The following is a 25553-nucleotide window of genomic DNA, read 5'->3' on the forward strand; positions in this document are numbered from 1 at the left end:
GCGAACCCGTCCCGGCGGGTGCCCGCTGCGCCGGCTCGGAAACTATGGGACGGGGCCGAGCGCGACAGCGGCCCGGGTTACGATCGTGGCCGCGCGTTCACGCGCCGAGCCGCGGGAGCGCGGCCGGCGTCTCCGGCTCGACCACCAGGGTCGCCGGCACGGTGCCGTCGCCGGCGAGCGCCTCGGCGATCGCCTCGGGCCCGATCGGGTCATCCGTCGCGTCGGCAACGCCCGATGGCTCCGGCGTGATCCGCGCAGTCTCCCGGCGCGGCCCGGTCTCGGCCGCCGCGGCGTGCTCGTCGGCGACGCCGGCCACCGCCCCGGGCGCGATCAGCCCGATGGCGGCGGCGTGCTCGGCCATGGCGACGCTGTCGGCGGCGAGCACGAGGCTCGATCCGGCCCGGGCGACGGCACCGGCGAGCCGGACGATCTCCTCGACCCGCGCGGCGTCGCGGGACACGTTGCGGATGTAGACGGCCAGCACCCGCCCGGGATTCTCCTCGACGATCTGCGCGTAGACCTCCGGGTCGTGCTGGCCGCTGTCGCCGATCAGCACGAAGGGCAGATCGCGGTAGAGGGCAAGCATGTGCCGGATCAGCGCCTGCTTGTGGTCGGTGGCCCGGCGCGGCAGCGGGTGAGTCCAGGACAGGCCCCATTCCCGCAGGAACAGCACCGGCCCGGCCGGGATGCCGTGGCGCTGGAAGAACTCGGACAGCATCTCGTAGAGGCCCCAGGGCGCGCGGGACACGTAGAGCATCGGGTTGCCCTCGTCGCCTCCGGCGCCCGCGTGGAGGGCGCGGTAGAGGGCGGCGACGCCCGGGAAGGCGACCCGGCTCTCGGCATCCTCGACGAACAGGCGCCAGAGCATCTTCAGCTTGTTGGCGACGCCGGTGCGCATCACCGTGTCGTCGATGTCGCTGACCACGACGCAGCGGCAGCGGTCGTGCGGGATGAACACCGCGCCCTCGGCGGGGATCGGCGGATCGGCATCGAGGAGGAGGTCGACCGCGTGCCAGTCACCCGCCTCGGTGGGGGGCGTCCGCGGGTGCAGGTGCACGCGGAAATAGCCGTCCCGGTCGGTCTCGACCCGCACGGCGTCGTCGCCGAACCGGGCGGTCACGCCCGCGCCGGCGATCGTCCGCCGGGCGATGCGGCGGCGCAGGTCGCGCCACTGCGCCCGCAGGGACTCGGGATCCTCGCCGGGGATCCCCGGCGACTGCCGGAAGACGCGGCCGATCAGGAACACCTCGTCGCGGGATCCGTAGCCGCGGTACGGCTCGACCACGAGCCCGCCCCGGCCCTTGCCGCCACGCCCCTGCGCGCGACGGACCGGCCGGGTGAGGACCCGCAGGGCCTTGGTGGCGCCCCTGCGCGCGCGCGAGACCATGGCGACCGGCCGCCGTCAGGCGCTCAGGCCTGCGGCAGTTCGGGGCTGAGCCCCATCGCGTCGAGGCCCTCCTCCAGGAGATCGCCGGCATCGGGGCTGCCGAGCAGTTCCCGCACGGCGCCCTCGCCGGCGGCCTCGCGCTCGCGGGCGAAGCGCACCGCCTCGCTCCACTCTTCCGGTTCCATGTCGCCGCGCCCGACGTAGAGGAGGGCGAGCAGTTCGGCACGGGAATCGTCGTCGAGCCCGGCGATCATGCCCCGGACCTCGGATTCCGTCGCGTCGTCGGTGCCGGAGACCAGGACGTCGGTGGCGCCGTCGTCGATCGGGTTCGAACCAGAATCCGGGTCGGTGTTGCCCTCTTTCACCTCGACGGCGCGCAGCCGCATGACGATGTCGGTGACGGTTTCGACGGCGATATCCATGCGCTGATCTCCGGACGCTGACGGGGTCGGGCAAGCGGGGCCCTCAAGCCGCGACAACGGGCGAGCGGGCGCCGGGTTCGCCCCGTCCCCATCGAAGGTGGGTTGCGTGGTCCGCGCCACTTTCCGGCTCAGCGCCCCTGGGATAGAGGCTGCGAGACTAATCCGACACCCGGATCGACATCGGCGATAGACGTGATTTCTATTAAGACTGTCAGGACGTCGCCGGCCGATACCGTCATTCCTCCTGCACGCGGCGTCGCGTCCCGGCGGTCGGGCGGCCGCCTGCACCTCGCGGCGCTCGCGGCGCTGGCCGGATCCTCGCTCATCGGGACGCGATCCGCCGAGGCCCGGCCCACCGGCTACGAGGGGAGCGCCCCGAGCTGCTTCCTGACCGGCGGCGGCGCGCTCGAGATCTGCCGCGAGGGCTCGGAGGCCGAGGGCGTCCTGATCGCGCCGGCCCCCTGCGCCTTCGTGCGCGGCGTGCAGATCCTGCGGCTCGCACGCTCCGAGGCGCCCGGCCCGCTCCAGGCCGTGTTCCAGGGCCAGACCCCGGCGGCGTCCCGCCGGGACGAGCCCTGCCCGGAGCGGCGCGCCACGGACAGCCGCGACGGCGGCGCCCTGCGCACCGGCCGCACCTTCGAAGCCCTGGTCACGACGCTGCCGCCCTCGGCCGACCGATTCTGGGTCGACCTGCCGGAGGAGCGCGCGCGGACGCGGGGCTGGTCCGAACCGACGCCGTCCGCCGAGGGCATCGGCCCGCGCGACCCGATCGCGGTGACGGGCCGGACCTGGGCCGGCGAGGCCTACAGCTACGTCTTCCTGCTCGGGCAGGAGCGCGTGGGCGTCACCGGCGGCGACGGGGCCGACACCGAGCGCCGCGGCCGGCGCCGGCGCCGGCGGACGGAGCGGGACGAGCCTGCCACGGGGCCGGCGGACGTCCGGCGCCGCGTCCAGATCGAGGCGCGCACCCTCGACTTCCAGACCTTCGAGATCCGGACCCGCACCGCCGACGGCTACGGGCTGACCTGGACGCCGTTCGAGGCCGGCGCCGGCCGCGGCCGGCGCGCCGACCCGCCCGTCCCCGCCGCGGTGGTCGACGAGGCGGGCAAGCCCGTCACGTCGGCCTGCGCGGCGCCCGCCTTCGAGACCCACGGCCTCGCCGGCTCGATCAGCGTCGTCGACCGCACCTATCACTACGTCTACACCGACGTGCTGCCCGAGGATTGCGGCCTCGCCCCCGAGAAGCGCCGCACCGGGCTGTTCCTGCGCACGGCGCAGGACCTGTCGGGGCCGAAGGTCTGGTCGACGGCGCGCAAGCTCGCCGGGCCGCTGCCGCCCGGAACCCTGGTGCGGGTGGCCCGGGCCAAGGGCATGCAGCGCTGGGCCGTGTCCTACACGTGCCAGCGGCCCGCCAATGCCCCGGGCGGCCCGGTGGCGGATATCTGCCTGCAGTACACGGCCGACCTGAACCTCGACGGGATCGGCGCCCTCAAGCTCTACGCCGATCCGGTGGAAGCGGGCCGCTCCGCCGCCTATCTCGGGCTGCGCTCGGGGGGCGACGGCAGCGGCCGGTACGACCGCAGCGCGCATTTCTGGATGACCGACGCGGAGGGCAACCTCGACACGCCGGCGATCTACCCGAACAAGGCGGGCTTCCTGACCTGGCTCGACCGGCTCGCCCCGACCGCCTCCGGGCGCGACGCGTCGAGCCTGTACGGGCGGCCCGTCTACTGGGCGACGTGGACGGTGCGCCCGATCGGCGCGCAATAAGTCGCAGGAGGCGCTATATGGGCGGCCGACAAGCCGCGCGAGGCGTGCCTGACGGACCCGATGGAAACCCATATCGACCTGTGGTTCGCCGCGAGCATCGTGGCGATCTCGTTGCTGCTCTCGGCCTTCTTCGCGGGCGCGGAGACCGCCTTCACGGCCGCCTCGCGGGCCCGGATGCACGCCCTCGAGCAGGCGGGCGACCCGCGCGCCGCGATCGTCAACCGCATCCTGGCGATCCGCGAGCGCTTCATCGGCGCGATGCTGATCGGCTACAACATCGTGGCGATCGGCGCCTCGGCCTTCACCACCAGCGTGCTCACCGCGCTGTTCGGCAAGAGCGGCGTCATCTACGCGACGGTCGGCATGTCGGTGCTGGTCATCGTCTTCGCCGAGGTGCTGCCGAAGACGCTGGCGATCTCGAAGCCCGACAAGACCGCGCTGCTCACCGCCCGGCCCGTGGCCTTCGCGGTGGCGCTGATGGGCCCGCTGGCGCTCGCCATCGAGCAGGTCGTGCGGGTGATGCTGAAGCCGTTCGGCGTCACGATCGGCGAGCACCAGTCGATCCTCACCGCCGCCGAGGAGCTGCGCGGCCAGGTGGCGCTGATGCACCGGGAGGGTGGCGTCGCCAAGGCCGAGCGCGACATGCTGGGCGGCCTGCTCGACCTGTCGGACCTGTCGGTCTCCGACGTCATGGTCCACCGCACCAAGATGCGGGCGATCGACGCCGACCAGCCCTCCGAGGACATCGTCCGGGCGGTGCTGTCCTCGCCCTACACCCGCATGCCGCTGTGGCGCGGCACGCCCGAGAACATCGTCGGCGTCCTCCACGCCAAGGACCTGCTGCGGGCGCTCGACGCCGCGGGCGGCGACGCCTCCGGCCTCAAGGTCGAGGCGCTGGCCCTCGAGACGTGGTTCGTGCCGGGCACGACGTCGCTACGCGCCCAGCTCAAGGCCTTCCTGACCAAGAAGACCCACTTCGCCCTGGTGGTCGACGAGTACGGCGAAGTGATGGGGCTCGTGACCCTGGAGGACATCCTGGAGGAGATCGTCGGCGACATCGCCGACGAGCACGACGTCACCGTCTCGGGCGTGCGCCCGCAGGGGGACGGGTCGGTGAACGTCGACGGCGGCGTGCCCATCCGCGACCTGAACCGGGCCATGGACTGGAACCTGCCCGACGAGGAGGCGACCACGATCGCCGGCCTCGTCATCCACGAGGCCCGGACCATCCCGGATCAGGGAACGGCCTTCAACTTCCACGGCTTCCGCTTCCAGGTGCTGCGGAAGGCCAAGAACCGCATCACCACGCTGCGCATCACGCCGCTGACCTCGGCGGGGATCCAGGCCGCCGCGCTGCCGGACGCGCCGCGCGACGCGGTGTGACGGCGGCGCGCGCCGAGCGCGGCCGGGATGTGCGCCCGCGCCGCCACGCGCGCGGGGCGGTCCTCAGCCCGGCATCGCCTCCAGCCCCTCGGCGCGGATCCAGTCGCGGGTGCGGTCCAGCGCGCGGCCGAGCCGGTCGAACAGGGCGTCGATCTCGTCCGGCGCGATGATGAGCGGCGGGCAGACGGCGACGCGGTCCCCCGCGAGCGCGCGCACGATCAGCCCCTCGCCCTGCGCGAAGGCGACGCAGCGGGCGGCCACCCCCTTCTTCGGGTCGTACTGCCGCTTGGTGGCCTTGTCGGCGACGATCTCCAGGCCGCCGATCAGCCCGAGCCCGCCCGCCTCGCCCACGATGTCGTGCCCGGCGAGGGCCGCGAGACGGCGCTGGAACTGGGGCGCCTTCTCGGCCGCCCCCTCGATCACCCGCTCGCGGCGGTAGATCTCGATCGCCTTCAGCGCCACCGCGGCGGCCACCGGGTGCCCGGAATAGGTGGTGCCGTGGCCGAAGGTGCCGATCTTCTCGCTCTGTCCGATCAGCGCCTCGTAGAGGGGCTCGTCGATGCTGACGCCGCCGAGCGGCATGTAGGCCGAGGTCAGGGCCTTGGCGAAGGAGATGGAGTCGGGCCGGGCCCCCACCGCCTCGCTGCCGAACCACGTGCCGAGCCGGCCGAAGCCGCAGATCACCTCGTCGGCGATGAAGCGGACGTCGTACTTCGCCAGCACCGCCTGGATCGCCGAGAAGTAGCCCCGCGGCGGCACGATCGCGCCGCCCGCGCCCATCACCGGCTCGGCGATGAAGGCCGCGACGGTGTCGGGGCCCTCGCGCAGGATCGTCTCCTCCAGCTCGGCGGCGAGGCGCGCCGAGTAGGCCTCCTCGCTCTCGCCCGGCTCCGCGCCCCGGTAGTGGTGCGCGGGCGAGACGTGCAGGAAGCCCGGCAGCGGCAGGTCCCAGTCGGCGTGGTTCGCCGCGAGCCCGGTCATCGAGGCGCTGGCTACCGTGACGCCGTGGTAGCCCTTCTGGCGGGCGATGATCTTCTTCTTCTTCGGCCGGCCCAGGGCGTTGTTGTAGTACCAAGTCAGCTTGACCTGCGTGTCGTTGGCCTCCGACCCCGAGGAGGTGAAGAAGATCTTCGAGGTCGGGACCGGCATCAGCTCCTTGAGCGTCTCGGCGAGCTCGATGCCCGGATCGTGGCTGCGGCCGGAGAACAGGTGCGTGAAGGGCAGGCGCGCCATCTGCGCCCGGGCCGCCTCCACGAGCTCCGCGTTCGAGTAGCCGAGGGCCGTGCACCACAGGCCGGACATGCCCTCGATGTAGGAGCGCCCCTCGGTGTCGTAGACGTGCACGCCCTCGCCGCGCTCGAGAACCAGCGGGCCCGTCTGTCGGTGCGCCGACAGGTTGGTGTAGGGATGCAGGAGGGTTTCGACGTCGCGGGTCGCGAGGTTCGAGAGCATGGTTCGCAAGGTCCTCGTGCGCGGGTGACCGCCGCCACACTACCGACCCGATGCCCCGGCAGGTAGCCCACAGGATCCGCGTCCGGCCGTTGCCGCACGCATGCCGTCAGACCGCCCCCAGCACCGCCCCTCGCCGCGCCCGACCGATGCTCAACCCGGAAGCCTACGTCGCACAACCCGCCCCCGGCCGCGCCTGCGGCGCCTGCACGCTGTGCTGCAAGGTCTACGACGTGCCCGCGGTCGAGAGCGTCGCGGGCACGTGGTGCCGGCACACCAGGGCCGGCCAGGGCTGCGCCATCCACGCCACCCGCCCGGACCATTGCCGGGCGTTCCACTGCCTCTGGATGACCGAGGGCTGGCTCGGCCCGGAATGGAAGCCGGATCGCGCCAAGATGGTGCTGAGCCTCGACCCGCTCACCCGCAACATGAACGTGCAGGTCGATCCCGGACAGGCCGGCGCGTGGCGGCGCGAGCCCTATTACGGCCAGCTCAAGCGCTGGGCCGTGGCCTCGGTGCCCCTGCGGCGGCACGTGCTGGTCCACGTCAACAAGAGCACCACCGTCATCCTGCCCGACCGCGACGTCGGCCTCGGGATCGTCGGCGCCGACGAGCGCATCGTCACCACCGACCGGATGACGCCCCAGGGCCCGAGCTTCGACGTCCGGAAAGTGCCGGCCTGAACCAGCCGACGGCCGACCGGCAGGGCTCGGGGATCCGGGCCGGCTCAGCGCTCGGTGCCGAAGTGCCGCCGCATGACCGGGGATTCGACCACCAGGAACGTCATCTGGAACAGGATCAGCCCCGTCTGGTCCGTCACCTCGATCCGCCAATCCTCGCCGAGGGCGACGCGCTGGGCGTCCTGCTTCAGGATGTCGCCGGCGCGCCGGACGGCTTCCAGCCGGGCGGATTGCCAGTCCGGCAGGTCCGTCCCCGCGGTGTCCAGGATCGTGGATCCGTCGTGGATGTGGAAGTGGTAGCGCGGCATCCACACGTCCCGGGCGGGTCCAGGCGGGGGATGACGGTACCCCTCACTCGCGGCCCTGCCGAGTCTCGTCGCCGCGATTGACGGACCTGTTACGCCACGCGCGCCCGATCGACCATATACGGCGTTAGGATCGCGGCCGACGCGATGTCGCGACGCGCGCGCCTTGCGGTTCCGGCCGGTTTGCCCGAGTGATCCGGCATGACGACCGTTCACGATTTCAGCGTCTCCGCGGCCGACGGAACACCGTACCCGCTCGCGCAGCATCGCGGTCAGGTGCTGCTCATCGTGAACACGGCCTCACGCTGCGGCTTCACCCCGCAGTACGAGGGGCTCGAGGCGCTCTGGCGCCGGCACCGGGAAGCGGGCCTGACGGTCCTGGGCTTCCCCTGCAACCAGTTCGGCGCGCAGGAACCGGGCGACGCCGCCGAGATCGCGAGCTTCTGCGCCCTGCGCTACGACGTGAGCTTCCCGGTGCTCGCCAAGATCGCGGTGAACGGGTCGGGAGCCGATCCGCTCTACGCCCATCTTACCCGGGCCCGGACAGGCCTATTCGGCACGCGGGCGGTGAAGTGGAACTTCACCAAATTCCTGGTGGGGCGCGACGGCCGGGTCATCGCCCGGTTCGCCCCCGGGACGAAGCCCGCGGCCCTGGAGGCGAAGATCCAGGCCGCCCTGGCCGCCTGAGCCGCGCCGGCGTCAGACCGCGTCGAGATCCGCGGCCGCGGCGGAGGCGACGCGGCGCGCGTCGCCCCGTTCACGCGCGCGCAGCACGGTCCGCAGCGGCGCGATCGGGAACGGACGCACCGACTCGCGCAGGATCCCGGTCAGGAACCGGATTTCGGCGATCTTGCGCAAGGTCATGTCGGGCGCTCCGGCGCTCTGAGCACGGCGCTCAAGGTCCGACAGGGCGTCGAAGAGTGCGCACCGCGCGTCGAGATCCCGGGAAGACTGCTTCGTCGCGATCAAACTAGCCAGTTCGCCTTCAAAACTGCATCGGGCAGGCTGATCGGCACGCATCATCGACTCGAACACAATGTGGGTCGACTCTAAAACAGTGTTCGCACTTTGTCAGCAGCCCGCACGGGGCGAGCGTCGCGAATGCGGGGTTGTTGCCCAATTGCATCTGCGCGACGGCCCCGGCCGGCGGCCCGGTCTCAGTCGCCGGCCCCGACGAACGCGGCGGCCGCCTCGAACTCCGTCCGGCGCGCTTCGAGGCGGGCCTCCGCCTCGGCGTCGCGCCCCCAGACGGCGGCCTGGTAGGTCTCGTCGACATGGGCCGCGGCCCAGGCCTCGGCCGGCGTCAGACGGCCCTTGAGAACCGCCAGGGCGATCAACAGGGAGCCGGTCAGCGTCGTGAGCGTGTGCAGGCCCGCCATCTGGAACGGGTCGGTCACCGCGTTCACCGCCTCGGAGAGGGCCCGGATCGTGTCGGCCGGCTGCGCGACGTGCATGACGCCCTCGCTCAGGATCACCCGCGCACCGAACGCGTCCCGCGCCCAGGCGAGGATGGGATCCCAGGCCTCCGCCTGGGCCGCCACGAGGCGCTCCGGGTCGCCGGCGCGGTAGGCCAGGAGATCGGTACCCGCGTAGGCGCAGAGATCGGCCGCGACCTCGGCCAGGCGGGGCGTCACACCGTCGATCGCCGTGTTGGCGAGCCGGGTCAGCGGCATCCGCGCCGGGTCGATCGCGGTGTCCTGGGCGCCCCATTCCGCCGCGACACGCTCGGCCAGGATCCGGCTGGGGAGTCTCAGCGGGTTGCGGGCCGGCGTGTTGGCCGGACGTCCGTCCAGGGTCAGCCGGTACCCGCCCTGGTCCTCGGCGAAGGCGGCCTCGTCGTAGAACCGCCGGGGCAGGGCCGGCTTGGCGTGGCCGCGGGCTGCCCGCACCGGATCGGGCTTCTCACCGTCGCTCGGCTGCCCGAGCCAGTCTGTCGTCTGATCGCTCATGGAGGCGAGATAGGCGCTTCCGGCCCCGCGCGCGAGCCTCTCGCGATCAGGCGCCCGTCGCGAGCCCCTCCAGAAGCAGCGCCTCCAGCGCCGCGGCGCTCGGAACCACCGTCACGGCCCCGGCCCCGTAGAGCGCGTCCGGAGGATGGTAGCCCCAGGCGACCCCGATCGCGGTGGCGCCGGCCGCCACGCCCATGGCGATGTCGAAGGTGGTGTCGCCGACCATCACGGTGGCCTCGGGCTCGCAGCCGGCCTCGCGGATCGCCTGCTGCAGCATGGTCGGATCCGGCTTCGACGGCGCGTCGTCGGCGCTCTGGGTGGTGGCGAACCAGCCCGCCCAGCCATGATGCGCGATCAGCCGGTCGACACCGCGCCGCGACTTCCCGGTGGCGAGGCCGATCAGCACGTCGGAGCGCCCGCGCAGCCGGGTGAGCAGGTCGGCCATGCCGGGGAACAGGGGCTCCTCGTGCGCGGGGTCGAGCCGCAGGCGGTTGTAGGCCTGCTTGTAGCTCTCCGAGAGTTCCGCGACCGGGCCGTCCTCGCCGACCAGGCGCCGGAACGCCTGCGGCAGCGACAGGCCGACCACCGACAGGGCCTCCCGCCGCCCCGGTGCCGGCAGACCGTTCTCCGCGAAAGCCACCTCCTGGGCCGCCACGATCAGGTGCTGGCTGTCGACGAGGGTGCCGTCGACGTCGAAGACGACGAGCCTCATCGCGGCCGACGTGCCGAGAGCCGCCCCGACGGCGCGGGTGGGTAGATCCTGGTCTCCGTCACGGCTTCCGGCCCGGCTGTGCCGGCGCGGCCGCGGCGGGCTGCCCGCCGGGGACGCGGGTCCGCTCGTAGCCGAGCCGGCAGCGGATCAGGAAGCGCCGGCGCTTGCCGCCGCGCAACCCGCGCTGGTGCGAGGCGCGGTTGCAGGCCGCGTAGGAGCGCCGCCGGCGCTCCGCGCGGGCATTGTTGGCCGTCCGCGGGGCGGCCTGCGCGGGCGCCGCGCCCGGTGCGGGCGAGGCGGCCGGATGCGGGGCCGCCGTCTCGGGCGGGTGAGTGCCGTTCGCCGCCGGCGCCGCCTTGGTCGTCTCGCCCGGTGCGGCATGCGCGATCGGCCCGGTGAGGCACAGGGCGGCGAGGCAGGCCAGCATCGCGAGCTTCATGTGTCAGGGTCTCGAACCGCCGGGAAAACGCCCCGCGGCGGATCGGCGGGGCGCGGGGCAGCATATGAGGCGGCGCGGCCGGTTGCCAAGGCATGCGTCACGCGGGACGCCCGGATCGCGCCCCAATTTCACAAACATGCCGCGGCGCGGCAGGGCGCGCGGGACGGTTATTGCAGTGACGAAAAAGGTGATCCGGTGATGAACCTCGTCCTGCTGCCCGGCTTCATGACCGATACCGACCTCTGGTCGGACATCGTCGCGCGTCTCGCCGAGGTCGGCCCGATCGCGCACGGCGACCTCGCGCGGGACGCCGCCATCGCCGACATGGCGCGCCGCGTCGCCGCGGAGGCGCCCGCGCGCTTCGGGCTCGTCGGCTTCTCCATGGGCGGCTACGTCGCCCGGGCGGTCGCCCGGCTCGTGCCGGACCGGGTGGAGGCGCTCGTCCTCGTCGCCACCTCGTCGCGCGCCGACACGCTCGCCCAGGCGCGCCGGAAGGCCGCCGCCGTCGCCCATATCCGCCAGCAGGGCTACCGTGGCCTCAGCCGCGCGGCGATCCTCCAGTCGGTGCACCCGGACCGGGCCGGCGACGGCGCGCTCCTGACACGGATCCGGCAGATGGGCGACCGGCTCGGCGGGGAGGTCTTCCTGCGCCAGGCCGGGCAGGCGCGAGACTCCGACCGCGACCGCCTCGGCGCGATCGGATGCCCGACCCTGGTCGTGGCGGCGGCCCAGGACGCCCTGCGGAGCCTCGACGAGGCGCGGGAGCTCCGGGACGGCATCCCGGGCGCGACCCTGACGGTGATCGACGGGTCGGGCCACATGCTGCCGCTCGAAGCCCCCGACGCCCTGGCGGACGCGATCGTGCCCTGGCTGCGGGCTCAGGCCTCCGGGGCTTCGACGATCGGGTCGTAGCGGGCGGCGTCGAAGCCCAGGAGGTTCCAGCTCTGGGCCATGTGGGGCGGGAGCGGCGCGCTCACGTCCACCGGCTTGCCGGTGCGCGGATGCGGGATGACGATCCGCCGGGCGAGCAGGTGGAGGCGGTTCTGGATTCCGCCCGGCAGCTCCCAGTTCTCCACCGAGAAGTATTTCGGGTCGCCCACGATCGGGTGGCCGATATGGGCCGCGTGGGCGCGCAGCTGGTGCGTGCGGCCGGTGACCGGCTTGAACGACAGCCAGGACAGCTTCTGGGCGGCCTGATCGACCATCGCGTAGTAGGTCAGCGCGTGGCTCGCACCCTCGTCGCCGTGCTTGGCGACCCGCATCCGCGCGTCGGCGTCCGTGGGTTCCTCCTTGGCGAGGTAGGTCGAGACGCGCCCCTGCCGCACCCGGGGAACGCCCGCGGTGAGCGCCCAGTAGATCTTCCGCGCCGCCCGGGACCGGAAGCTCTTGGCCAGCGTCGCGGCGGCGAGTCGGGTCTTGGCGATGATCAGGCAGCCGGCCGTATCCTTGTCCAGCCGGTGGACGAGGCGCGGCTTCTGGCCGTCCGGACCCGTGAGGGCGGCGAGCAGGCCGTCCACGTGGCGGACCGTCCCCGAACCGCCCTGGACCGCGAGGCCGAAGGGCTTGTTGAGGATCATCATGTCGGCGTCCTCGTAGAGGATCAGCGACCGGATGAACGCCGCGTCGTCCTGCTCGCGGGCGGCGCTGCGCGGCCGCTCGGTAGGCTGGTCCAGGCGCAGCGGCGGCACGCGCACGCTCATGCCCGGCTCCAGCCGGTCGTTCGGCTTGGCGCGCTTGCCGTCGACCCGCAATTCGCCCTTGCGCACGATGGTCTGCACGCGGGTGAAGGGCAGGAGCGGGAAGCGGGCGGTGAGGAAGCGGTCGATCCGCATCCCGGCCTCGTCCGGCTCGACCGTCAGGGTCTGCACGCCGGAGGCGAGGGTCGCGGAGGCGGCGGCGCGCTGCTCGCGCCGGGTCGGACCGGGCGCGGGGGCGGCGGCAAGGGCGGGGGAGGGGGCCGCCGAGCGCCTGGCCGGAGGCCGGCTGCCGGGCTTGGCCGCGCGGCGTCCCGCGGTGCGTCGTCGCGCGGTGCGGCGGCGTCGCGCGCGGCTTCGGGGGCCGGGCGCGCGGAGACCGCAGCGCCTGCGATCCCCAAGGATCGCGGGTGCCGGCATCCTCGCCGCGGTTGCGGGCCGCGCGCTCGGCGGCGTCGCGGGCGCTGGTGCGCGGGCCCGTGCGGGCGCGGCCGTCGGCCTGGGCCTTGCCGCCCCTGAACTTGCCCGCATCGAACTTGCCGGCCTGGGGCTTGCGCCCCTTCGGCCCGCCGCTTCTGGGAGGTCGTGTCGTCATGCTTCCGCCGGCACCCGTCTTCGCGTCGGACGGAGCGTCCAAGCGCATGGGCCGCGGCGTCGCGGACGTCCGGACCGATGGGATTGCCCGGCTGTAGCATCGCCCGCGCCGAGCGGCAAAGGCGGTGGGCCGGCTCGGTCCGTCAGGGCTCCGCGTCCCACGCGTCGCGGAGCCGGGCCTTCAGGCCTGCGGGGAAGAGATCCGGACCGCCCGGGACGTCGAGCCCGTCCAGATCGCACCACCGGGCCACGCAGGCGGTGCCGGAATCCTCGTGGAAGACGAAGCGCTCCGGCCCGTCGAACAGCCCCGGCGGCAGGGCGACGGGGAACAGGAACAGCACCTCGTGCCCGACCTGCCCCTCGTGCGTGAAGATGTTCTCCATGACGCGGGGGCCGCCGAGCACCGAGACGGTGACGCCGAGTTCCTCCCGGAACTCCCGGATCAGGGCGTCCTCGACCCGCTCGCCGAAGGCGACGCTGCCGCCGAGGGGCCGGACGCCTTTCAGGCGCCCGTCATCCGCGCGGACCTCCGCCACGAGCAGGCTGTTGCCGCGCCGGGGCAGGCCCGGCGCCTTCACGCGAATCTCCGCAGGGGGCCGCCAGACCGTCATCCCGCACCGGCTAGCCCGTCGTCGGCGAGGCCGCAACGGCTCGGTGCCCCGCGCGCCGATCCACGGCAACAAACGGACACGCGGTTGACGCCCGGGCCCGCTACGGCCAAGCTGTGCTCGACGGTTCCCCTCGGGGATCAAAAGGGAACGCGGTGAGGGGTTCGCCCCGAAGCCGCGGCTGCCCCCGCAACTGTGAGCGGCGAGCCCTTCACCACCACGTCACTGGGTCACCCCGGGAAGACGGTGCGAGGGCGGCGACCCGCGAGCCAGGAGACCTGCCGTCAGCCGTGGTCACACGCGAAACGCGCCGGGCGGGGTGTCCTGGCGGGTGTCGAGGCGCCGCCAGTCCCGAGGGGAGGCAGTCGCCGAGGCCTCGTTCGCGGTGACGTGCCACAGCAAGCGCGCCCGCGACGCCGTTTCCCATGCCCGTCTCCGCCGCCTCGAGACCCTCGAGCCCTGTCCCGGGACGCCGTCGCGCGCCCGCACAGGCTGAGCCATCCGGACGGCCGACGCGTTGTAATGTTATTACAATGCGTGTACGACGCGGGGGCCGGCGCGCGCCGTGCACGGACCGCTTCTCCCATGTCATTCTCGACCTATCGCTCCCGCCTCGGCGGGCGGGCCCCGCTCTGCGGCGTTCTCCTCGCGCTCCTCGCCGGCCCGACCGCCGCCCAGGAGGCGGTCACCCTGGATGAGCTGTCCGTCGCGGGCGCGGGCGGCGACCCGAGCCGCCTCCCGCCGAACGGCCTCAACCTGCGCACGCCCGACCGGACCGCGAGTCGCCTCGGCCTGACGCCGCTGGAGACGCCGGCCAGCCTCGACATCGTGTCGGGCGAGACCGCGCGGCTCCGCGGACAGGATACGATCGCCGAGGCCGTGACCCAGGACGCGACCGGCATCACCACCATCGCGGCGCCCGGCAACGGCAACGGCGCGTTCACGTCCCGCGGCTTCGCCGGGCCGAACTCGATCCAGCAGCTCTACGACGGCACGCGCTTCTACGTCGGCGCCAACACCGTGACCTTCCCGTTCGACACGTGGAACGTCGAGCGGATCGAGGTGCTGCGCGGGCCGTCCTCGGTGCTCTACGGCGACGGCGCCATCGGCGGCGTCATCAACGTGGTGCCCAAGAAGCCGGTCTTCGTGCCGATCAACGCCGCCCGCGCGGTCATCGGCACCGACGGGGTCGCGCGGCTCGCCCTCGATTCCGGCGGCCCGCTGGGCCAGGCGGAGTACGGCGACACCTTCGCGTACCGCCTCAACGTCAGCGGCAACCGCGCCGACGGCTGGATGCGGCCGGAGGGCGATTTCCGCAACCTCGCGGTCTCCGCCGCCCTGCTGTTCCGGCCGAGCGCCGACCTCGCCTTCACCCTGAGCCACGATCTCGGCTACCAAGAGCCCGCGCGCTACTGGGGCACCCCGCTGGTCGAGGGACGGATCCCGGATCTCATAAGGTTCAACAACTACAACGTCCGCGACGCGAAGATCACCTGGGCCGACAACTGGACCCAGCTCAAGACCGAGTGGTCCCCCTCGGCCGACATCACGATCCGCAACACCGCCTACCGGCTCACCAGCCGGCGCCACTGGCTCGACGTCGAGCAGTACAGCTACAACCGCGGCACCGGGCTCGTGGACCGGGGCGACTACCTGGAGATCTACCACAGCCAGGAGCAGGTCGGAGACCGCCTCGACGCGACGTTCCGGGGCAGCCTGTTCGGGCTGCCGAACCAGTTCGTGGCCGGGTTCGACGTGAACCACATCGATTTCCGCCACACCAACAACTTCTACTTCGACCAGACCACCAGCGTGCCGCTCACCGGCTACGATCCGGGCCTGTTCCCGCAGAACGGCCGGGCCCGTCCGGCCTACGCCACGCAGACGAGCCAGGCCTCGGTCTTCGCCGAGGACCGGCTGATCCTGTCGGACAAGCTCTCGTTCCTGACCGGCGTGCGCCTCGACGTGCCGACGCTCAATCGAGAAGACCTGCAGACGGGATCGCGGTTCGAGAGGACCTACCGGGCGCTCGGCTACCGGTTCGGCCTCGTCTACAACCCGACGCCGGACAGCGCGCTCTACGCCCAGTACAGCTTCGCCACCGACCCGGTGAACAGCCTGATCACGCTGTCGCAGTCGCTGGCCGGCTTCAAGCTCGCGACCGGCGATCAGGTCGAGATCGGCGCCAAGGGTCTGGCCTTCGACGGCGCCCTCGAATGGACCGTCGCGGGCTACCGGATCGTCAAGGACAACCTGATCTCGGCGATCCCCGGACAGCCGACGCTCTCGACGCAGGTCGGGAGCCAGTCCTCGCAGGGTTTCGAGCTGGCGCTCGGCTGGCGCTTCGCGTCGGGCTGGCGCCTCGACGGCAACCTCGCGCTCCTGCACGCGCAGTACGACCGGTTCGACCAGACGGTGAACGGCGCCACGGTCTCGTATGCCGGCAACCAGCCGATCGACGTGCCGGAGCGCGTGGCCAACCTCTGGCTGACCTGGGACGTCACCCGCGACTGGACCGCGCGGGTCGGGCTGCAGAACGTCGGGCAGGTCTACAGCGACTTCGGCAACACCGCGCGGCGCCCCGCCTACAACCTCGTCAACGCGGTCCTGGACCATCAGGTGACGGCGGATTCGCGCCTGTCCGTGCGGGTCTACAACCTGTTCGACAAGGTCTACGCGATCTCGGGCAACGCGGTGAACGGGGTCGGCACCAACTGGCTGCTCGGGCGCCCGCGCTCGGTCGAGGTCGCCTACACGGTGACGTGGTGAGCCGGCCGCGCCGGTTCGGCAAGGCGGGACGGCGCTGGCTGCTCCTGTTCCACCGCTGGGCCGGGATCGTCGCGGGGCTGTTCTTCGCCCTGTGGATCGGATCCGGGCTGGTGATGCTCTACGTGCCGTTCCCGGCACTCACCGAGGCCGAGCGGCTGTCACGGCTCGCCCCGATCGCCTGGGATCAGGTCACGGTCGCGCCCGAGGCGGCGCTGAGGGCCGGCGGGCTCGGCGGCGCGCCGGCCGCCTTCGCGTTGGAGATGCGGGGCGGCGAGGCGGTCTACCGGATCGCCGACCGCGACGGCGCCCGGGCCACGGTCTCGGCGCGGACCGGTGCGCGGCTCGGCCCGGTGACGCCCGAAGACGCGCTGCGTCTCGCGACCGACGGGATCCCGGACGGGGCTCCGGATGCTCGGGTCGCGCCGGTCGAGCGCGACCAGTGGACCGTCACGGCCCGGTACGACCCGCTCCGCCCCTTCCTGAAGGTCGCCCTCGGGGACCCGGCAGGGACCGAGCTCTACGTCTCGCAGGTCACCGGCGCGATCGCCCTCGACACGACCCGGTCCGAGCGGGCGTGGAACTGGGTCGGCGCCGTGGTGCACTGGATCTACCTCACGCCGCTGCGCGCCCGGCCCGAGCTGTGGCGGACGGTCCTGCTGTGGCTGTCGGGCTTCGCCGCCCTGGGCGCGCTGAGCGGGCTGGCGATCGGGATCTGGCGCCTGCGACTCCGGCGGCGCTACGCGGGCGGGGCGGTCACGCCCTATCGCGGGCTCGCCCGCTTCCACCACCTGTTCGGCCTCGCGGGCGGGATCGGGCTCAGCACCTTCATCCTCAGCGGCTGGATCTCGATGAACCCGAACCGCTGGTTCTCGTCGACCGCGGCGCCCGCCGCCATCCGCGCCGCCTACGCCGGACAGCCTCCGGCCCTCGGCCTCGCCGCCGAGGCCCTGAGCGGCTTCGCCGGGCCCGGGACTCGGGCGCTGCGCTTCGTTGCCATCGGCGGCTCGTGGTGGATCGTCGCCGACGGCCCGGCCGGCGTCCCGGCGCGCCGCGCGGATGACGGCGCGGCCCTCGACGCGGCCGCGATCGCGCGGGCCGCCGGCCCGGTGCTGCCCGGCGGCTTGCGGGCGGTCGCGGACCTGACCGCCTACGATCTCTACTGGTACCCGCACGGGTCCGATCCGCGCCCGCTGCCGGTGCTGCGCCTGCGGTTCGGCGACCCGGACGCCACCTGGCTGCACGTCGATCCCCGGGACGGGACCATCCTCCAGCGCCTGGACCGCTCGGGCCGGATCAACCGCTGGCTGTTCGACGCCGCGCACCGCCTCGACCTGCCCGGGCTCACCGGCAGCCGCCCGCTCCACGACGCGGCGCAGTGGCTCCTGAACCTCCTGGCAGCCGGCATCGCCCTGACGGGGCTCGTCGCGGGCTGGCGCAGGCTGCGCCGGACCCTCTCGGCATAGGACCTTCGATGACCGACGCGGCGCTCAGAACCGCGCCGTCAGGAACAGGCGCACGTTCCGTCCCGGCAGCAGGATCTCGTCCTTCTTGAACGAGGTCGAGTTGCGGATGTCGTCGTTCAGCAGGTTGCGGCCCTGGACGCCGAGGGTGATCGCGCTCGCCCCGTAGACCGCGGGATCGACGGCCTTGGTGTAGCTCAGCTCGGCGCGCAGGTCGTCGTAGCCGGGGGTCGGCGTCTCGTACACGGCCGTGGCGTCGTGGCTGAAGGCGTGGAGCAGGTTCACCCGCGCGAACCACCCGTCGGCCCGCAGGTAGACGCCGCCGCCGAGCCGGTAGGGCGGGATGCGCGGCACGTTGGTGCCGTTGTCGAACTGGGCGCGGACGAAGTCGAACTGCGCCTCGACGCCGGCGAAGCCGTTGCCCACCGGCACGAGGTCGTACTGGCCGATGATCTCGGCGCCGTAGAAGGTCGCGTTCTGCTGCTGGTAGACGATCTGCCGATTGTCGGTGCCGGTGCCGCAGGACGCGAAGTCGTCGTCGCAGGTCAGACCTGTGTAGTTGCGGTAGATGAAGCCGGTGTAGCGGGTGAAGTAGCCGGTGGCGTCGAGGCGGAACGGCCCCTCGGCCCGCCGGATGCTGGCCTCGATGGTCCGGGCGCGCTCCTTCTTGAGGTTCGGGTTGCCGATCTCGAAGGTCGCGGTGGCGTCGTGCGGGCCCTGCGAGAACAGCTCGTAGCCCGTGGGCCCGCGCTCGACGTAGGAGCCGGTGAGGCTCGCCACGAAGCCGTAGGGCAGGTCCTGCAGGGCGCCGATGCTGGCGCTCTTCGGGGCGAAGCGCCGGGTCCGCGCGTACTGGAACGGCTCCTGCCCGTCGACCGGCACGTAGTCGGCGGGGAACTGCGCCGCCGTGCTCGACAGCCGGTCGACCTCGTAGCGCCCGGCCGCCTGCAGCCGCGTGCCCGGCTGCAGCTCCAGCTCCTCGAACAGGTAGACCGCGTTCGCGCGGGATTCCGTCTTCGGCAGGAACGATTCGAGCTGCGTGTTGATCACGCGCCGATCCGACTGGAAGCCGAGCGCGCCCGTGAGCTTGCCGAACTCGGTGAAGACCGGGACGTGCTGGAGCTCCAAGCGGCCCTCGGCCTCGCGGTTCTTGAAGATCGCCTGGACGCCCTCGATCCCGTCGTCGCCGATCCCGACCTCGTTGTGGCGGTAGACCGAGTAGCCCGCCCAGTAGCGGATCACCTCGAAGGGTCCGTCGAGCGGGCGGTACTCGCCCCGCGACAGGACGCGGTCCTGGTTGGGGGTCAGGCGGGTCCGGTCCTGCTCGGCAACGCCGCCGGGGATCGCGTAGACCGCGTCGTAGTGGCTGAAGGAGATGCCCACGAACCCGCGGTCGCCGATCGCCGAGATGCCGACCGCGCCGCCCTGCGACTCGTTGTAGGAATTGCGCTGGATCCCGCCGGGGATCGCGTAGCTGTCGTTCGCGGTCTTGAAGCCGTCGGCATGGACCGCGATGCCGTCGCCGCCGGCATCCACCGTGGCGGCACCGAGCCGGCCGTTATCCACGCTGGAGAAGCCGCTGGTGACCTGGCCCTGCACCCCGTTCGCCGGGATGAAGGTCGGCACCCGGTTGTTGTCGGCCGAGACGACGCCGCCGATGGCCCCCGAGCCGTAGCGCAGGGTCGCGGGGCCGCGGATCACCTCGATCCGGTCGGCGACCAGCGGGTTGACCGGCACGGCGTGGTCCTCGCCGAGGTCGGACACGCCGCCGTTGACGATGCCGTTCTCCTGGATCCGCACCCGGGCATTGTCGAGGCCGCGGATGATCGGCCGGGACGCCGCCCCCGGCGCGTAGGTCGTGCCCGAGATGCCCGGCCTGTCGAACAGGGCGTCGCCCAGGGTCCGGGGCTGATCGCGCGCGATCTGATCCTGGGTCACCACCGTCACCGGTGAGAACGTGTTGGTCGCCACCGGCAGGACGCCGATCGGCACCGCCGCGTCCGCCGCGACCGCGCCGCGCGACGGCTGGATCGGGCTCGGACTGGTGACGCTGATCTCGTCGAGGGCGACGGCCTGCTGCGCCCGCACGGCGGACGGTGTCAGGAGGCCGGCGCAGACAGCCGAGGACAGGACCGTGCTGGCGAGGAAGCCGAAGCGGCGCGAGGGAGGCATCGAGACTCACACAGTGTTATATCGTTTCATTGTTGCGGCGCGTCGCCCGGGTGCAAGCGTTAATCCCGCGCGCGCCGGACACGGTCGAGAAACGTTACATCGTTGCAACAGCCGCTCGTCTGGTGCGGCAGGTCGGCCCCTTAACCCAGGTTGACTATGAAATGTTATAACGTTTTGATAGCGTCATGACCCAGCGAGATACCCGCCTTCCCGTCACCGTTCTGTCCGGCTTCCTCGGAGCCGGGAAGACGACGCTCCTCAATCACGTGCTCAACAATCGCGACGGCCGCCGCGTCGCGGTGATCGTCAACGACATGAGCGAGGTGAACATCGATGCCGACCTGGTCCGCGCCGGAGGCGCCGACCTGTCCCGGACCGACGAGACCCTGGTCGAAATGACCAACGGCTGCATCTGCTGCACCCTGCGCGACGACCTGCTCGCCGAGGTCCGGCGGCTGTCGGAGACGGGGCGGTTCGACTACCTGCTGATCGAGGGGACCGGCATCGCCGAGCCGCTGCCGATCGCCTCGACCTTCTCGTTCCGGGACGAGGCCGGCCGCTCCCTCGCGGATCTCGCCCGGCTCGACACGATGGTCACGGTGGTCGACGCGGTGAACCTGCTCAAGGATTACGGCTCGGCCGCCTTCCTGCGCGAGCGCGGCGAGACGGCCGGCGCCGAGGACACGCGCACGCTCGTGGACCTGCTGGTGGAGCAGATCGAGTTCGCCGACGTGGTGGTGATCAACAAGGCGCGCGACGTGTCGGCCGAGCATCTCGCGCTGGTGCGCTCCGTCGTGCGCGGCCTGAACGCCGATGCCCGCATCCTCGAGACCGACCACGGGCGCGCGCCGCTCGCCGATATCCTCGACACCGGCCTGTTCGACGAGGACAAGGCCCAGCAGCACCCGCTCTGGTTCAAGGAACTCTACGGCGCCCACGCGCACGTGCCGGAGACGGAGGAGTACGGCATCGCCTCCTTCGTCTACCGGGCCCGGCGGCCCTTCGACCCGGAGCGCTTCAACGCCTTCGTCAACGCCACCTGGCCGGGCCTGATCCGCGCGAAGGGCCACTTCTGGCTCGCGACCCGGCCGGACTGGGTGGGCGAGTTCTCCCTGGCGGGCGCCGTGGCCCGGGTCTCGGCGATGGGGTTCTGGTGGTCGGCCGTGCCGCGGCGGCGCTGGCCGGAGGCGCCCGAGTTCCGGCTGCGCCTCCAGGACGTCTGGAGCGAGGTCTGGGGCGACCGGCGCCAGGAACTGGTGTTCATCGGCGCCGGCATGGACGCGGCGGCCCTCACGGCGGCGCTGGACGCCTGCCTGATCGAGACCGGTGCGGACCGGGAGCCGTTCGATCCCGCGCCCTATCGCGGCCTGCCGGACCCGTTCCCGGCGTGGAGCCGCGCGGCCTGAGGCCGGCGGTCAGGTCGCCAGCGCCTCGGCCTCGTCCTCGGCCTCGATCTCGGCATCCGCCTCGGCCGTCTGACCGGAGGCGCCGGCCGCCTCGGCGAGGCCGCGGGCCGCCTTCCGCAGAAGCTTCCGGAGGCGGCGGCGATCGGTCTTGTCGAGGTGGTCGAGCAGCTCGGCCTCGACCTCCTCCTGGATCCGCTCGATGGCCTCGGCCTTGGCCATGCCGGCCTCCGTGAGCTGGACCCGGACCACGCGGCCGTCGCCCGATTCGGCCCGGCGCTCGACGATGCCGAGGGCGGCGAGCCGCGTGACGGTCTTGGAGGCGGTGGGCGGTCGGACGCGCAGCAGGGCGGCGAGATCGCCCATCGTCATCGTGCCGGCCGCGGCCAGCGCCTGCACCACCTGTTCCTGACCGGCGAACAGGCCGAGCTTGGCCAAGCGGTCGCCGGTCCGCGCCCGGTGCAGGCGCGCCGCCTGGACCAGGGCCCAGCCGACGCTGCGCACGCCGGGTGGCCTCAGCTTCTTCGACGGGAGGCCGAGCACGGCGGCCGCCTCGTCCCGATGATCGCGCTTCTGCTTGTCGCCCACCGGAGCGCCCGAATTAGTGCCGGCGGCCGCCGGACGATCCTGAATCTGCACCGTCCACCCCCATCAAGCGGCCGCCCAGGTCCCTGTGGCGACGACCGGTGACGGTGGGATGACGGGGCCGGCGCGGAGGTCCGCTCAGCAGTGCATGAGACGCTGGAGACGGTCCAGGATGTCCTCGCCGGTGCAGGGCCGGGCGATGAACTCGGCGTGCTTGGGCATGCGGGCCGGGTCGGGGGCCGCGCGCCCGGACACGATCAGGATCGGCAATTGCGGCCGCGCCTCGGCCACGGAACTCGCGAGGTCGAAGCCATCGGTCTTTCCCGAGAGCTGCACGTCCGTGACCAGCCCGCAGATGTCCGGGCGCGCCTGCAGGATGCTGAGCGCCCGCTCGGCCGAGGCGCACTGGACGGTGTCGTAGCCGCCTTCCTCCAGCACGTCGCCGAGGTCCATGATGGTCAGCGCCTCGTCCTCGACGAGGAGGATTACCGGCCGGTCGCCGCTCGAACCCGTCTGCTCGCTCGCCACTGTGTACTCCCTTCGGCAGCGCCCGGCCGCGCGGGCCGCCGCACGCATCTCCAGCCGTAGGCCCAACGGCAGAAACGGTCCCGGGTTGCAGGCCGGCGCCAGGGCCGGTCACGGGAATGTGGAACGCGCGGGCGTCATGTCGATCCCGGCGCCAGCTCGGTCACCACCCCGGCGACGGCCTCGATCAGCCGGTCGAGATCCACCGCGTCGATCGTGAGGGCGGGGGTGAGGTAGACGATGTCGCCGAACGGCCGCACCCAGACGCCGCGGGCGAGCAGCTCCGCCTTCAGGACGGCCAGGTCGGGCGCCCGCGCGAACTGCACCGCCCCGATGGCCCCGAGGACGCGGACATCCGCCACGCCGGGCACGCGCCGCAGCGGCGCCAGCCCCGCGGCGAGGCGCTCCGCGATGGCGCGGGCCTGGCTCAGGCGCGGCTCGGTCTCGAACAGGTCGAGGCTGGCGTTGGCCGCGGCGCAGGCGAGGGGATTGGCCATGAAGGTCGGGCCGTGCATCAGCGCCGCCGCCGGATCCTCGGACCAGAACGCCGCGAACACCTCCGTGCGGGCGACCGTGGCGGCCAGCGCCATCGTGCCGCCCGTGAGCGCCTTCGACAGGCACAGGATGTCGGGCACGATCCCCGCCTGCTCGCAGGCGAACAGGGTGCCGGTGCGCCCGAAGCCGGTGAAGATCTCGTCGGCGATCAGCGGCAGGCCGTGGCGGCGCGCCAGCCCGGCGATCGTCGCGAGCACCTCCGGCGGGTGGGTCCGCATCCCGCCGGCCCCCTGCACCAGCGGCTCGATGATCACCGCCGCCAGGGTGTCGCGATAAGCCGCCAGGGCGGCATCGAGCGCCGCGGTCTCGGCCGCGCCCCGCGGCAGGTCGCAGAAGATCTGGCTCGGCAGGTAGGCTCCGAACCGGCGGTGCATGCCCTCCTCGGGGTCGCAGACGGACATCGCCCCCATCGTGTCGCCGTGGTAGCCGCCGCGGAACGCGAGGACCTTCGTCCGACCGCTCACCCCGCGGTTGATCCACATCTGCGCCGCCATCTTGAGCGCGACCTCCACGGCGACCGAGCCCGAATCGCTGAGGAAGACGTGGTCGAGATCGCCCGGCAGCAGGGCGGCGAGCCGCCGGGCCAGTGCCTCCGCCGGCGCGTGGGTGAGGCCGCCGAACATCACGTGGGGCATGCGCGCGAGCTGCTCGGCCACCGCGCCCGCTATGTGCGGGTGATTGTAGCCGTGCACGGCGGTCCACCAGGAAGCGATGCCGTCCACGAGCTCGCGACCGTCGGCGAGGCGGATGCGGGTGCCGTGGGTCGCGACCGCCTCCAGGGGCGCCGCCGCGTGTCGCATCTGGGTGTAGGGCCGCCAGAGATGGCCTGCGGGCGTCGCGAGGGTCATGCCTCCGGCATGGGGGCGCCTCGGACGAGGGTCAAGGGTCCGGCACCCGCCGCTTGACTTTGCCGGCGCGGAACCGCCCATCCCCGTCCCCATGGACAGCCTCGACGCCTTCGCCACCGGGAAACTCGACGCCCTCGAGGCGGGCAGCCTGCGCCGCAAGCTTGTGCCGACGGAGCGCGGCTCCGGCGCCGCGGCGGCGCGGCGGGGGCGGGCGCTCGTCTCCTTCTCGTGCAACGATTACCTCGGCCTCTCGCACCACCCGCGGGTGATCGCGGCGGCTCAGGCGGCCGCGGCGTCCCACGGCGCGGGGGCGGGCGGGTCGCGGCTCGTGACCGGCGACCACCCCTATCTCGGCGCGCTGGAGGACGGCTTGGCGCGCCACAAGGGCGCGGAGGCCGCCCTGGTCTTCGGCAGCGGCTACCTCGCCAATCTCGGCATCACCCCGGCGCTCGCCGGGCGGGGCGACCTCGTCCTGCTGGACGAGCTGTCCCACGCCTGCATGTGGGCCGGCGCGCGGCTCTCGGGCGCCCAGGTCATGACCTTCCGCCACAACGATCCCGGCGACCTCGCGGCGCGGCTCGCCGAGCACCGGCCCCACCACGGCCGCGCCCTCGTGCTCACCGAGCGGGTGTTCAGCATGGACGGCGACCGGGCGCCGCTCGGCGACATCCTGGGCATCGCCGAATCCTACGACGCCTGGACGCTGGTGGACGATGCCCACGGCATCGGCGTGGTCGAGGACGGACCGCGGGCGCCCCTGGAGATGGGCACCCTGTCGAAGGCGCTCGGCTCGTACGGCGGCTATCTCTGCGCCTCGCGCCCGGTCGTCGACCTGATGACGAGCCGCGCCCGCAGCTTCGTCTACACCACCGGCCTGCCCCCGGCCTCCGCCGCCGCCGCCCTGGAGGCACTGGCGATCCTGGAGGCGGAGCCCGAGCGCCGGGCCCGGCCGCTCGCCCTGGCCCGGCGCTTCACCGCCCGTCTGGGCCTCCCGGAGGCCGAGAGCGCGGTCGTGCCGGTCCTGGTGGGCGAGGCGCAGGCGGCGCTCGACATCTCGGCCGCGCTGGAGGCCGCCGGCTTCCTGGTGGTGGCGATCCGCCCGCCGACCGTGCCGGCCGGGACCGCGCGGCTGCGGGTGGCCTTCTCGGCCGCCCACGACGAGGCCCAGGTCGACGCCCTGGCGGAGGCGGTGGCCGCCCTCACCGGGCGCGCCTGAGAGCCGCTTCCCGTCCGCGCGGCGCGCACCTATACCGAGGCCCTGACGGAGCCGGAGCGCTCCGGCCGGCCCGCCGCCGAGAAGCGGGACGGCCCCGGGATCGAGAGGACGACGCCATGGACGCCACCGCGCTGCGAGCCCTCCAGGCTCCGATCAAGGACAAGTACCGCACCGCGCCGGACGCGGCGGTCATCACCTTGAAGGCCAGGGGCACGCTGGACGACACCAAGATCGCCTGCAAGGTCGAGACGGGCCGCGCCATCGCGGAGGCCGGGCTGCATCCGGCCACGGGCGGCTCGGGCGCGGAGCTCTGCTCGGGCGACATGCTGCTGGAAGCGCTCGTCGCCTGCGCGGGCGTGACGCTCAAGGCGGTGGCGACCGCCCTCGAGATCCCGCTGCGCGCCGGCACGGTCAGCGCCGAGGGCGACCTCGATTTCCGCGGCACCCTCGGGGTCGACAAGGAGGCGCCGGTGGGCTTCCGCAGCATCCGCCTGTTCTTCGAACTCGACACCGACGCGCCGGAGGACAAGCTCGCGCAGCTCCTGAAGCTGACCGAGCGCTACTGCGTGGTCTTCCAGACCCTCAACCACAAGCCGGAACTGTCGGTCGCTGCGACGACGGCCTGACG

24 protein-coding genes and 1 riboswitch are annotated in these 25553 nt (G+C 72.9%); of the genes, 10 read left to right on the plus strand and 14 right to left on the minus strand.

The window, feature by feature from the left end:
• Window positions 1–97: 97 nt before the first annotated feature.
• Both BKE41_RS05135 and BKE41_RS05140 read right to left on the minus strand, forming a co-directional pair.
• On the minus strand, window positions 98–1387 hold the full coding sequence (locus BKE41_RS05135) for a phosphatase domain-containing protein (protein ID WP_012317847.1): 1290 nt from the start codon (window positions 1385–1387) through the stop codon (window positions 98–100).
• A gap of 23 nt (window positions 1388–1410) precedes the next feature.
• A complete protein-coding gene (locus BKE41_RS05140) occupies window positions 1411–1809 on the minus strand; it encodes a DUF3775 domain-containing protein (RefSeq protein WP_012317848.1) in 399 nt (132 codons plus the stop codon).
• Window positions 1810–2001: 192 nt separating this feature from the next.
• Between BKE41_RS05140 and BKE41_RS05145 the strand changes: the two genes are divergently transcribed.
• Window positions 2002–3579 (plus strand): hypothetical protein, encoded by a 1578-nt coding sequence (locus BKE41_RS05145; protein ID WP_070998647.1) that lies wholly within the window; start codon window positions 2002–2004, stop codon window positions 3577–3579.
• 60 nt (window positions 3580–3639) lie between these two features.
• Window positions 3640–4962 carry an HlyC/CorC family transporter gene (locus BKE41_RS05150; RefSeq protein ID WP_070998649.1) on the plus strand — a complete coding sequence of 441 codons (1323 nt, stop codon included), beginning with the start codon at window positions 3640–3642 and terminating at the stop codon, window positions 4960–4962.
• Between the two features lie 63 nt (window positions 4963–5025).
• Here BKE41_RS05150 and BKE41_RS05155 read toward each other — a convergent pair whose 3' ends face one another.
• On the minus strand, window positions 5026–6414 hold the full coding sequence (locus BKE41_RS05155) for an aminotransferase (RefSeq protein WP_012317851.1): 1389 nt from the start codon (window positions 6412–6414) through the stop codon (window positions 5026–5028).
• Between the two features lie 146 nt (window positions 6415–6560).
• On the opposite strand from BKE41_RS05155, the gene BKE41_RS05160 reads away from it, so the two are divergent.
• Window positions 6561–7094 carry a hypothetical protein gene (locus BKE41_RS05160; protein WP_012317852.1) on the plus strand — a complete coding sequence of 178 codons (534 nt, stop codon included), beginning with the start codon at window positions 6561–6563 and terminating at the stop codon, window positions 7092–7094.
• A 44-nt stretch (window positions 7095–7138) separates the two neighbouring features.
• On the opposite strand, the gene BKE41_RS05165 is transcribed toward BKE41_RS05160, so the two are convergent.
• The gene (locus BKE41_RS05165) at window positions 7139–7399 is read right to left on the minus strand and encodes a hypothetical protein (protein ID WP_024830933.1); all 261 of its coding nucleotides are present in this window, start codon (window positions 7397–7399) and stop codon (window positions 7139–7141) included.
• 198 nt (window positions 7400–7597) lie between these two features.
• Between BKE41_RS05165 and BKE41_RS05170 the strand changes: the two genes are divergently transcribed.
• Window positions 7598–8083, plus strand: coding sequence for a glutathione peroxidase (locus BKE41_RS05170; RefSeq protein WP_024830932.1), 486 nt, complete (start codon window positions 7598–7600; stop codon window positions 8081–8083).
• A 12-nt stretch (window positions 8084–8095) separates the two neighbouring features.
• Here BKE41_RS05170 and BKE41_RS31040 read toward each other — a convergent pair whose 3' ends face one another.
• From BKE41_RS31040 to BKE41_RS05185, 4 genes are all read right to left on the minus strand, one after another.
• Window positions 8096–8431 (minus strand): hypothetical protein, encoded by a 336-nt coding sequence (locus BKE41_RS31040; protein ID WP_133250908.1) that lies wholly within the window; start codon window positions 8429–8431, stop codon window positions 8096–8098.
• Window positions 8432–8553: 122 nt separating this feature from the next.
• Window positions 8554–9345: an ATP12 family protein gene (locus BKE41_RS05175; RefSeq protein ID WP_012317856.1), complete on the minus strand. Its 792-nt coding sequence runs from the start codon at window positions 9343–9345 to the stop codon at window positions 8554–8556.
• Between the two features lie 46 nt (window positions 9346–9391).
• Window positions 9392–10057 (minus strand): HAD-IA family hydrolase, encoded by a 666-nt coding sequence (locus BKE41_RS05180; protein ID WP_024830931.1) that lies wholly within the window; start codon window positions 10055–10057, stop codon window positions 9392–9394.
• Between the two features lie 58 nt (window positions 10058–10115).
• Window positions 10116–10496 carry a hypothetical protein gene (locus BKE41_RS05185; RefSeq protein ID WP_012317858.1) on the minus strand — a complete coding sequence of 127 codons (381 nt, stop codon included), beginning with the start codon at window positions 10494–10496 and terminating at the stop codon, window positions 10116–10118.
• Window positions 10497–10694: 198 nt separating this feature from the next.
• Between BKE41_RS05185 and BKE41_RS05190 the strand changes: the two genes are divergently transcribed.
• Entirely contained in the window at window positions 10695–11408 is a 714-nt protein-coding gene (locus BKE41_RS05190; RefSeq protein WP_053620726.1) for an alpha/beta fold hydrolase, read from the plus strand.
• Here the strand turns inward: BKE41_RS05190 and BKE41_RS05195 are convergent.
• Window positions 11375–12364, minus strand: coding sequence for an RluA family pseudouridine synthase (locus BKE41_RS05195; RefSeq protein ID WP_245295902.1), 990 nt, complete (start codon window positions 12362–12364; stop codon window positions 11375–11377). The genes BKE41_RS05190 and BKE41_RS05195 overlap by 34 nt on opposite strands.
• Before the next feature lie 563 nt (window positions 12365–12927).
• Window positions 12928–13395 (minus strand): NUDIX domain-containing protein, encoded by a 468-nt coding sequence (locus tag BKE41_RS05200; protein WP_070998651.1) that lies wholly within the window; start codon window positions 13393–13395, stop codon window positions 12928–12930.
• A 104-nt stretch (window positions 13396–13499) separates the two neighbouring features.
• Window positions 13500–13693, plus strand: a riboswitch (cobalamin riboswitch).
• A gap of 284 nt (window positions 13694–13977) precedes the next feature.
• Between BKE41_RS05200 and BKE41_RS05205 the strand changes: the two genes are divergently transcribed.
• Window positions 13978–16161, plus strand: a complete 2184-nt coding sequence (locus BKE41_RS05205) for a TonB-dependent siderophore receptor (protein ID WP_070998653.1) — start codon at window positions 13978–13980, stop codon at window positions 16159–16161.
• Window positions 16155–17624, plus strand: coding sequence for a peptidase (locus BKE41_RS05210; RefSeq protein WP_029360177.1), 1470 nt, complete (start codon window positions 16155–16157; stop codon window positions 17622–17624). Before BKE41_RS05205 ends, BKE41_RS05210 begins: the two co-directional genes overlap by 7 nt.
• Window positions 17625–17648: 24 nt before the next feature.
• On the opposite strand, the gene BKE41_RS05215 is transcribed toward BKE41_RS05210, so the two are convergent.
• Window positions 17649–19793 carry a TonB-dependent receptor gene (locus tag BKE41_RS05215; protein ID WP_070998655.1) on the minus strand — a complete coding sequence of 715 codons (2145 nt, stop codon included), beginning with the start codon at window positions 19791–19793 and terminating at the stop codon, window positions 17649–17651.
• 185 nt (window positions 19794–19978) lie between these two features.
• Between BKE41_RS05215 and BKE41_RS05220 the strand changes: the two genes are divergently transcribed.
• Entirely contained in the window at window positions 19979–21199 is a 1221-nt protein-coding gene (locus BKE41_RS05220; protein ID WP_070998657.1) for a GTP-binding protein, read from the plus strand.
• Window positions 21200–21208: 9 nt separating this feature from the next.
• On the opposite strand, the gene BKE41_RS05225 is transcribed toward BKE41_RS05220, so the two are convergent.
• From BKE41_RS05225 to BKE41_RS05235, 3 genes are all read right to left on the minus strand, one after another.
• A complete protein-coding gene (locus BKE41_RS05225) occupies window positions 21209–21784 on the minus strand; it encodes a MarR family transcriptional regulator (protein ID WP_071000636.1) in 576 nt (191 codons plus the stop codon).
• 135 nt (window positions 21785–21919) lie between these two features.
• Window positions 21920–22309, minus strand: coding sequence for a response regulator (locus tag BKE41_RS05230; RefSeq protein ID WP_012317867.1), 390 nt, complete (start codon window positions 22307–22309; stop codon window positions 21920–21922).
• Between the two features lie 134 nt (window positions 22310–22443).
• Entirely contained in the window at window positions 22444–23709 is a 1266-nt protein-coding gene (locus BKE41_RS05235; protein ID WP_070998659.1) for an adenosylmethionine--8-amino-7-oxononanoate transaminase, read from the minus strand.
• Window positions 23710–23800: 91 nt separating this feature from the next.
• On the opposite strand from BKE41_RS05235, the gene BKE41_RS05240 reads away from it, so the two are divergent.
• Window positions 23801–24925, plus strand: coding sequence for an 8-amino-7-oxononanoate synthase (locus BKE41_RS05240; RefSeq protein ID WP_012317869.1), 1125 nt, complete (start codon window positions 23801–23803; stop codon window positions 24923–24925).
• A gap of 116 nt (window positions 24926–25041) precedes the next feature.
• Window positions 25042–25551 (plus strand): OsmC family protein, encoded by a 510-nt coding sequence (locus BKE41_RS05245; RefSeq protein WP_012317870.1) that lies wholly within the window; start codon window positions 25042–25044, stop codon window positions 25549–25551.
• Window positions 25552–25553 lie beyond the last annotated feature (2 nt).

It is taken from the genome of Methylobacterium sp. C1 (genome assembly GCF_001854385.1).
In the GTDB taxonomy this organism is placed as follows: Bacteria; Pseudomonadota; Alphaproteobacteria; order Rhizobiales; family Beijerinckiaceae; genus Methylobacterium; species Methylobacterium radiotolerans.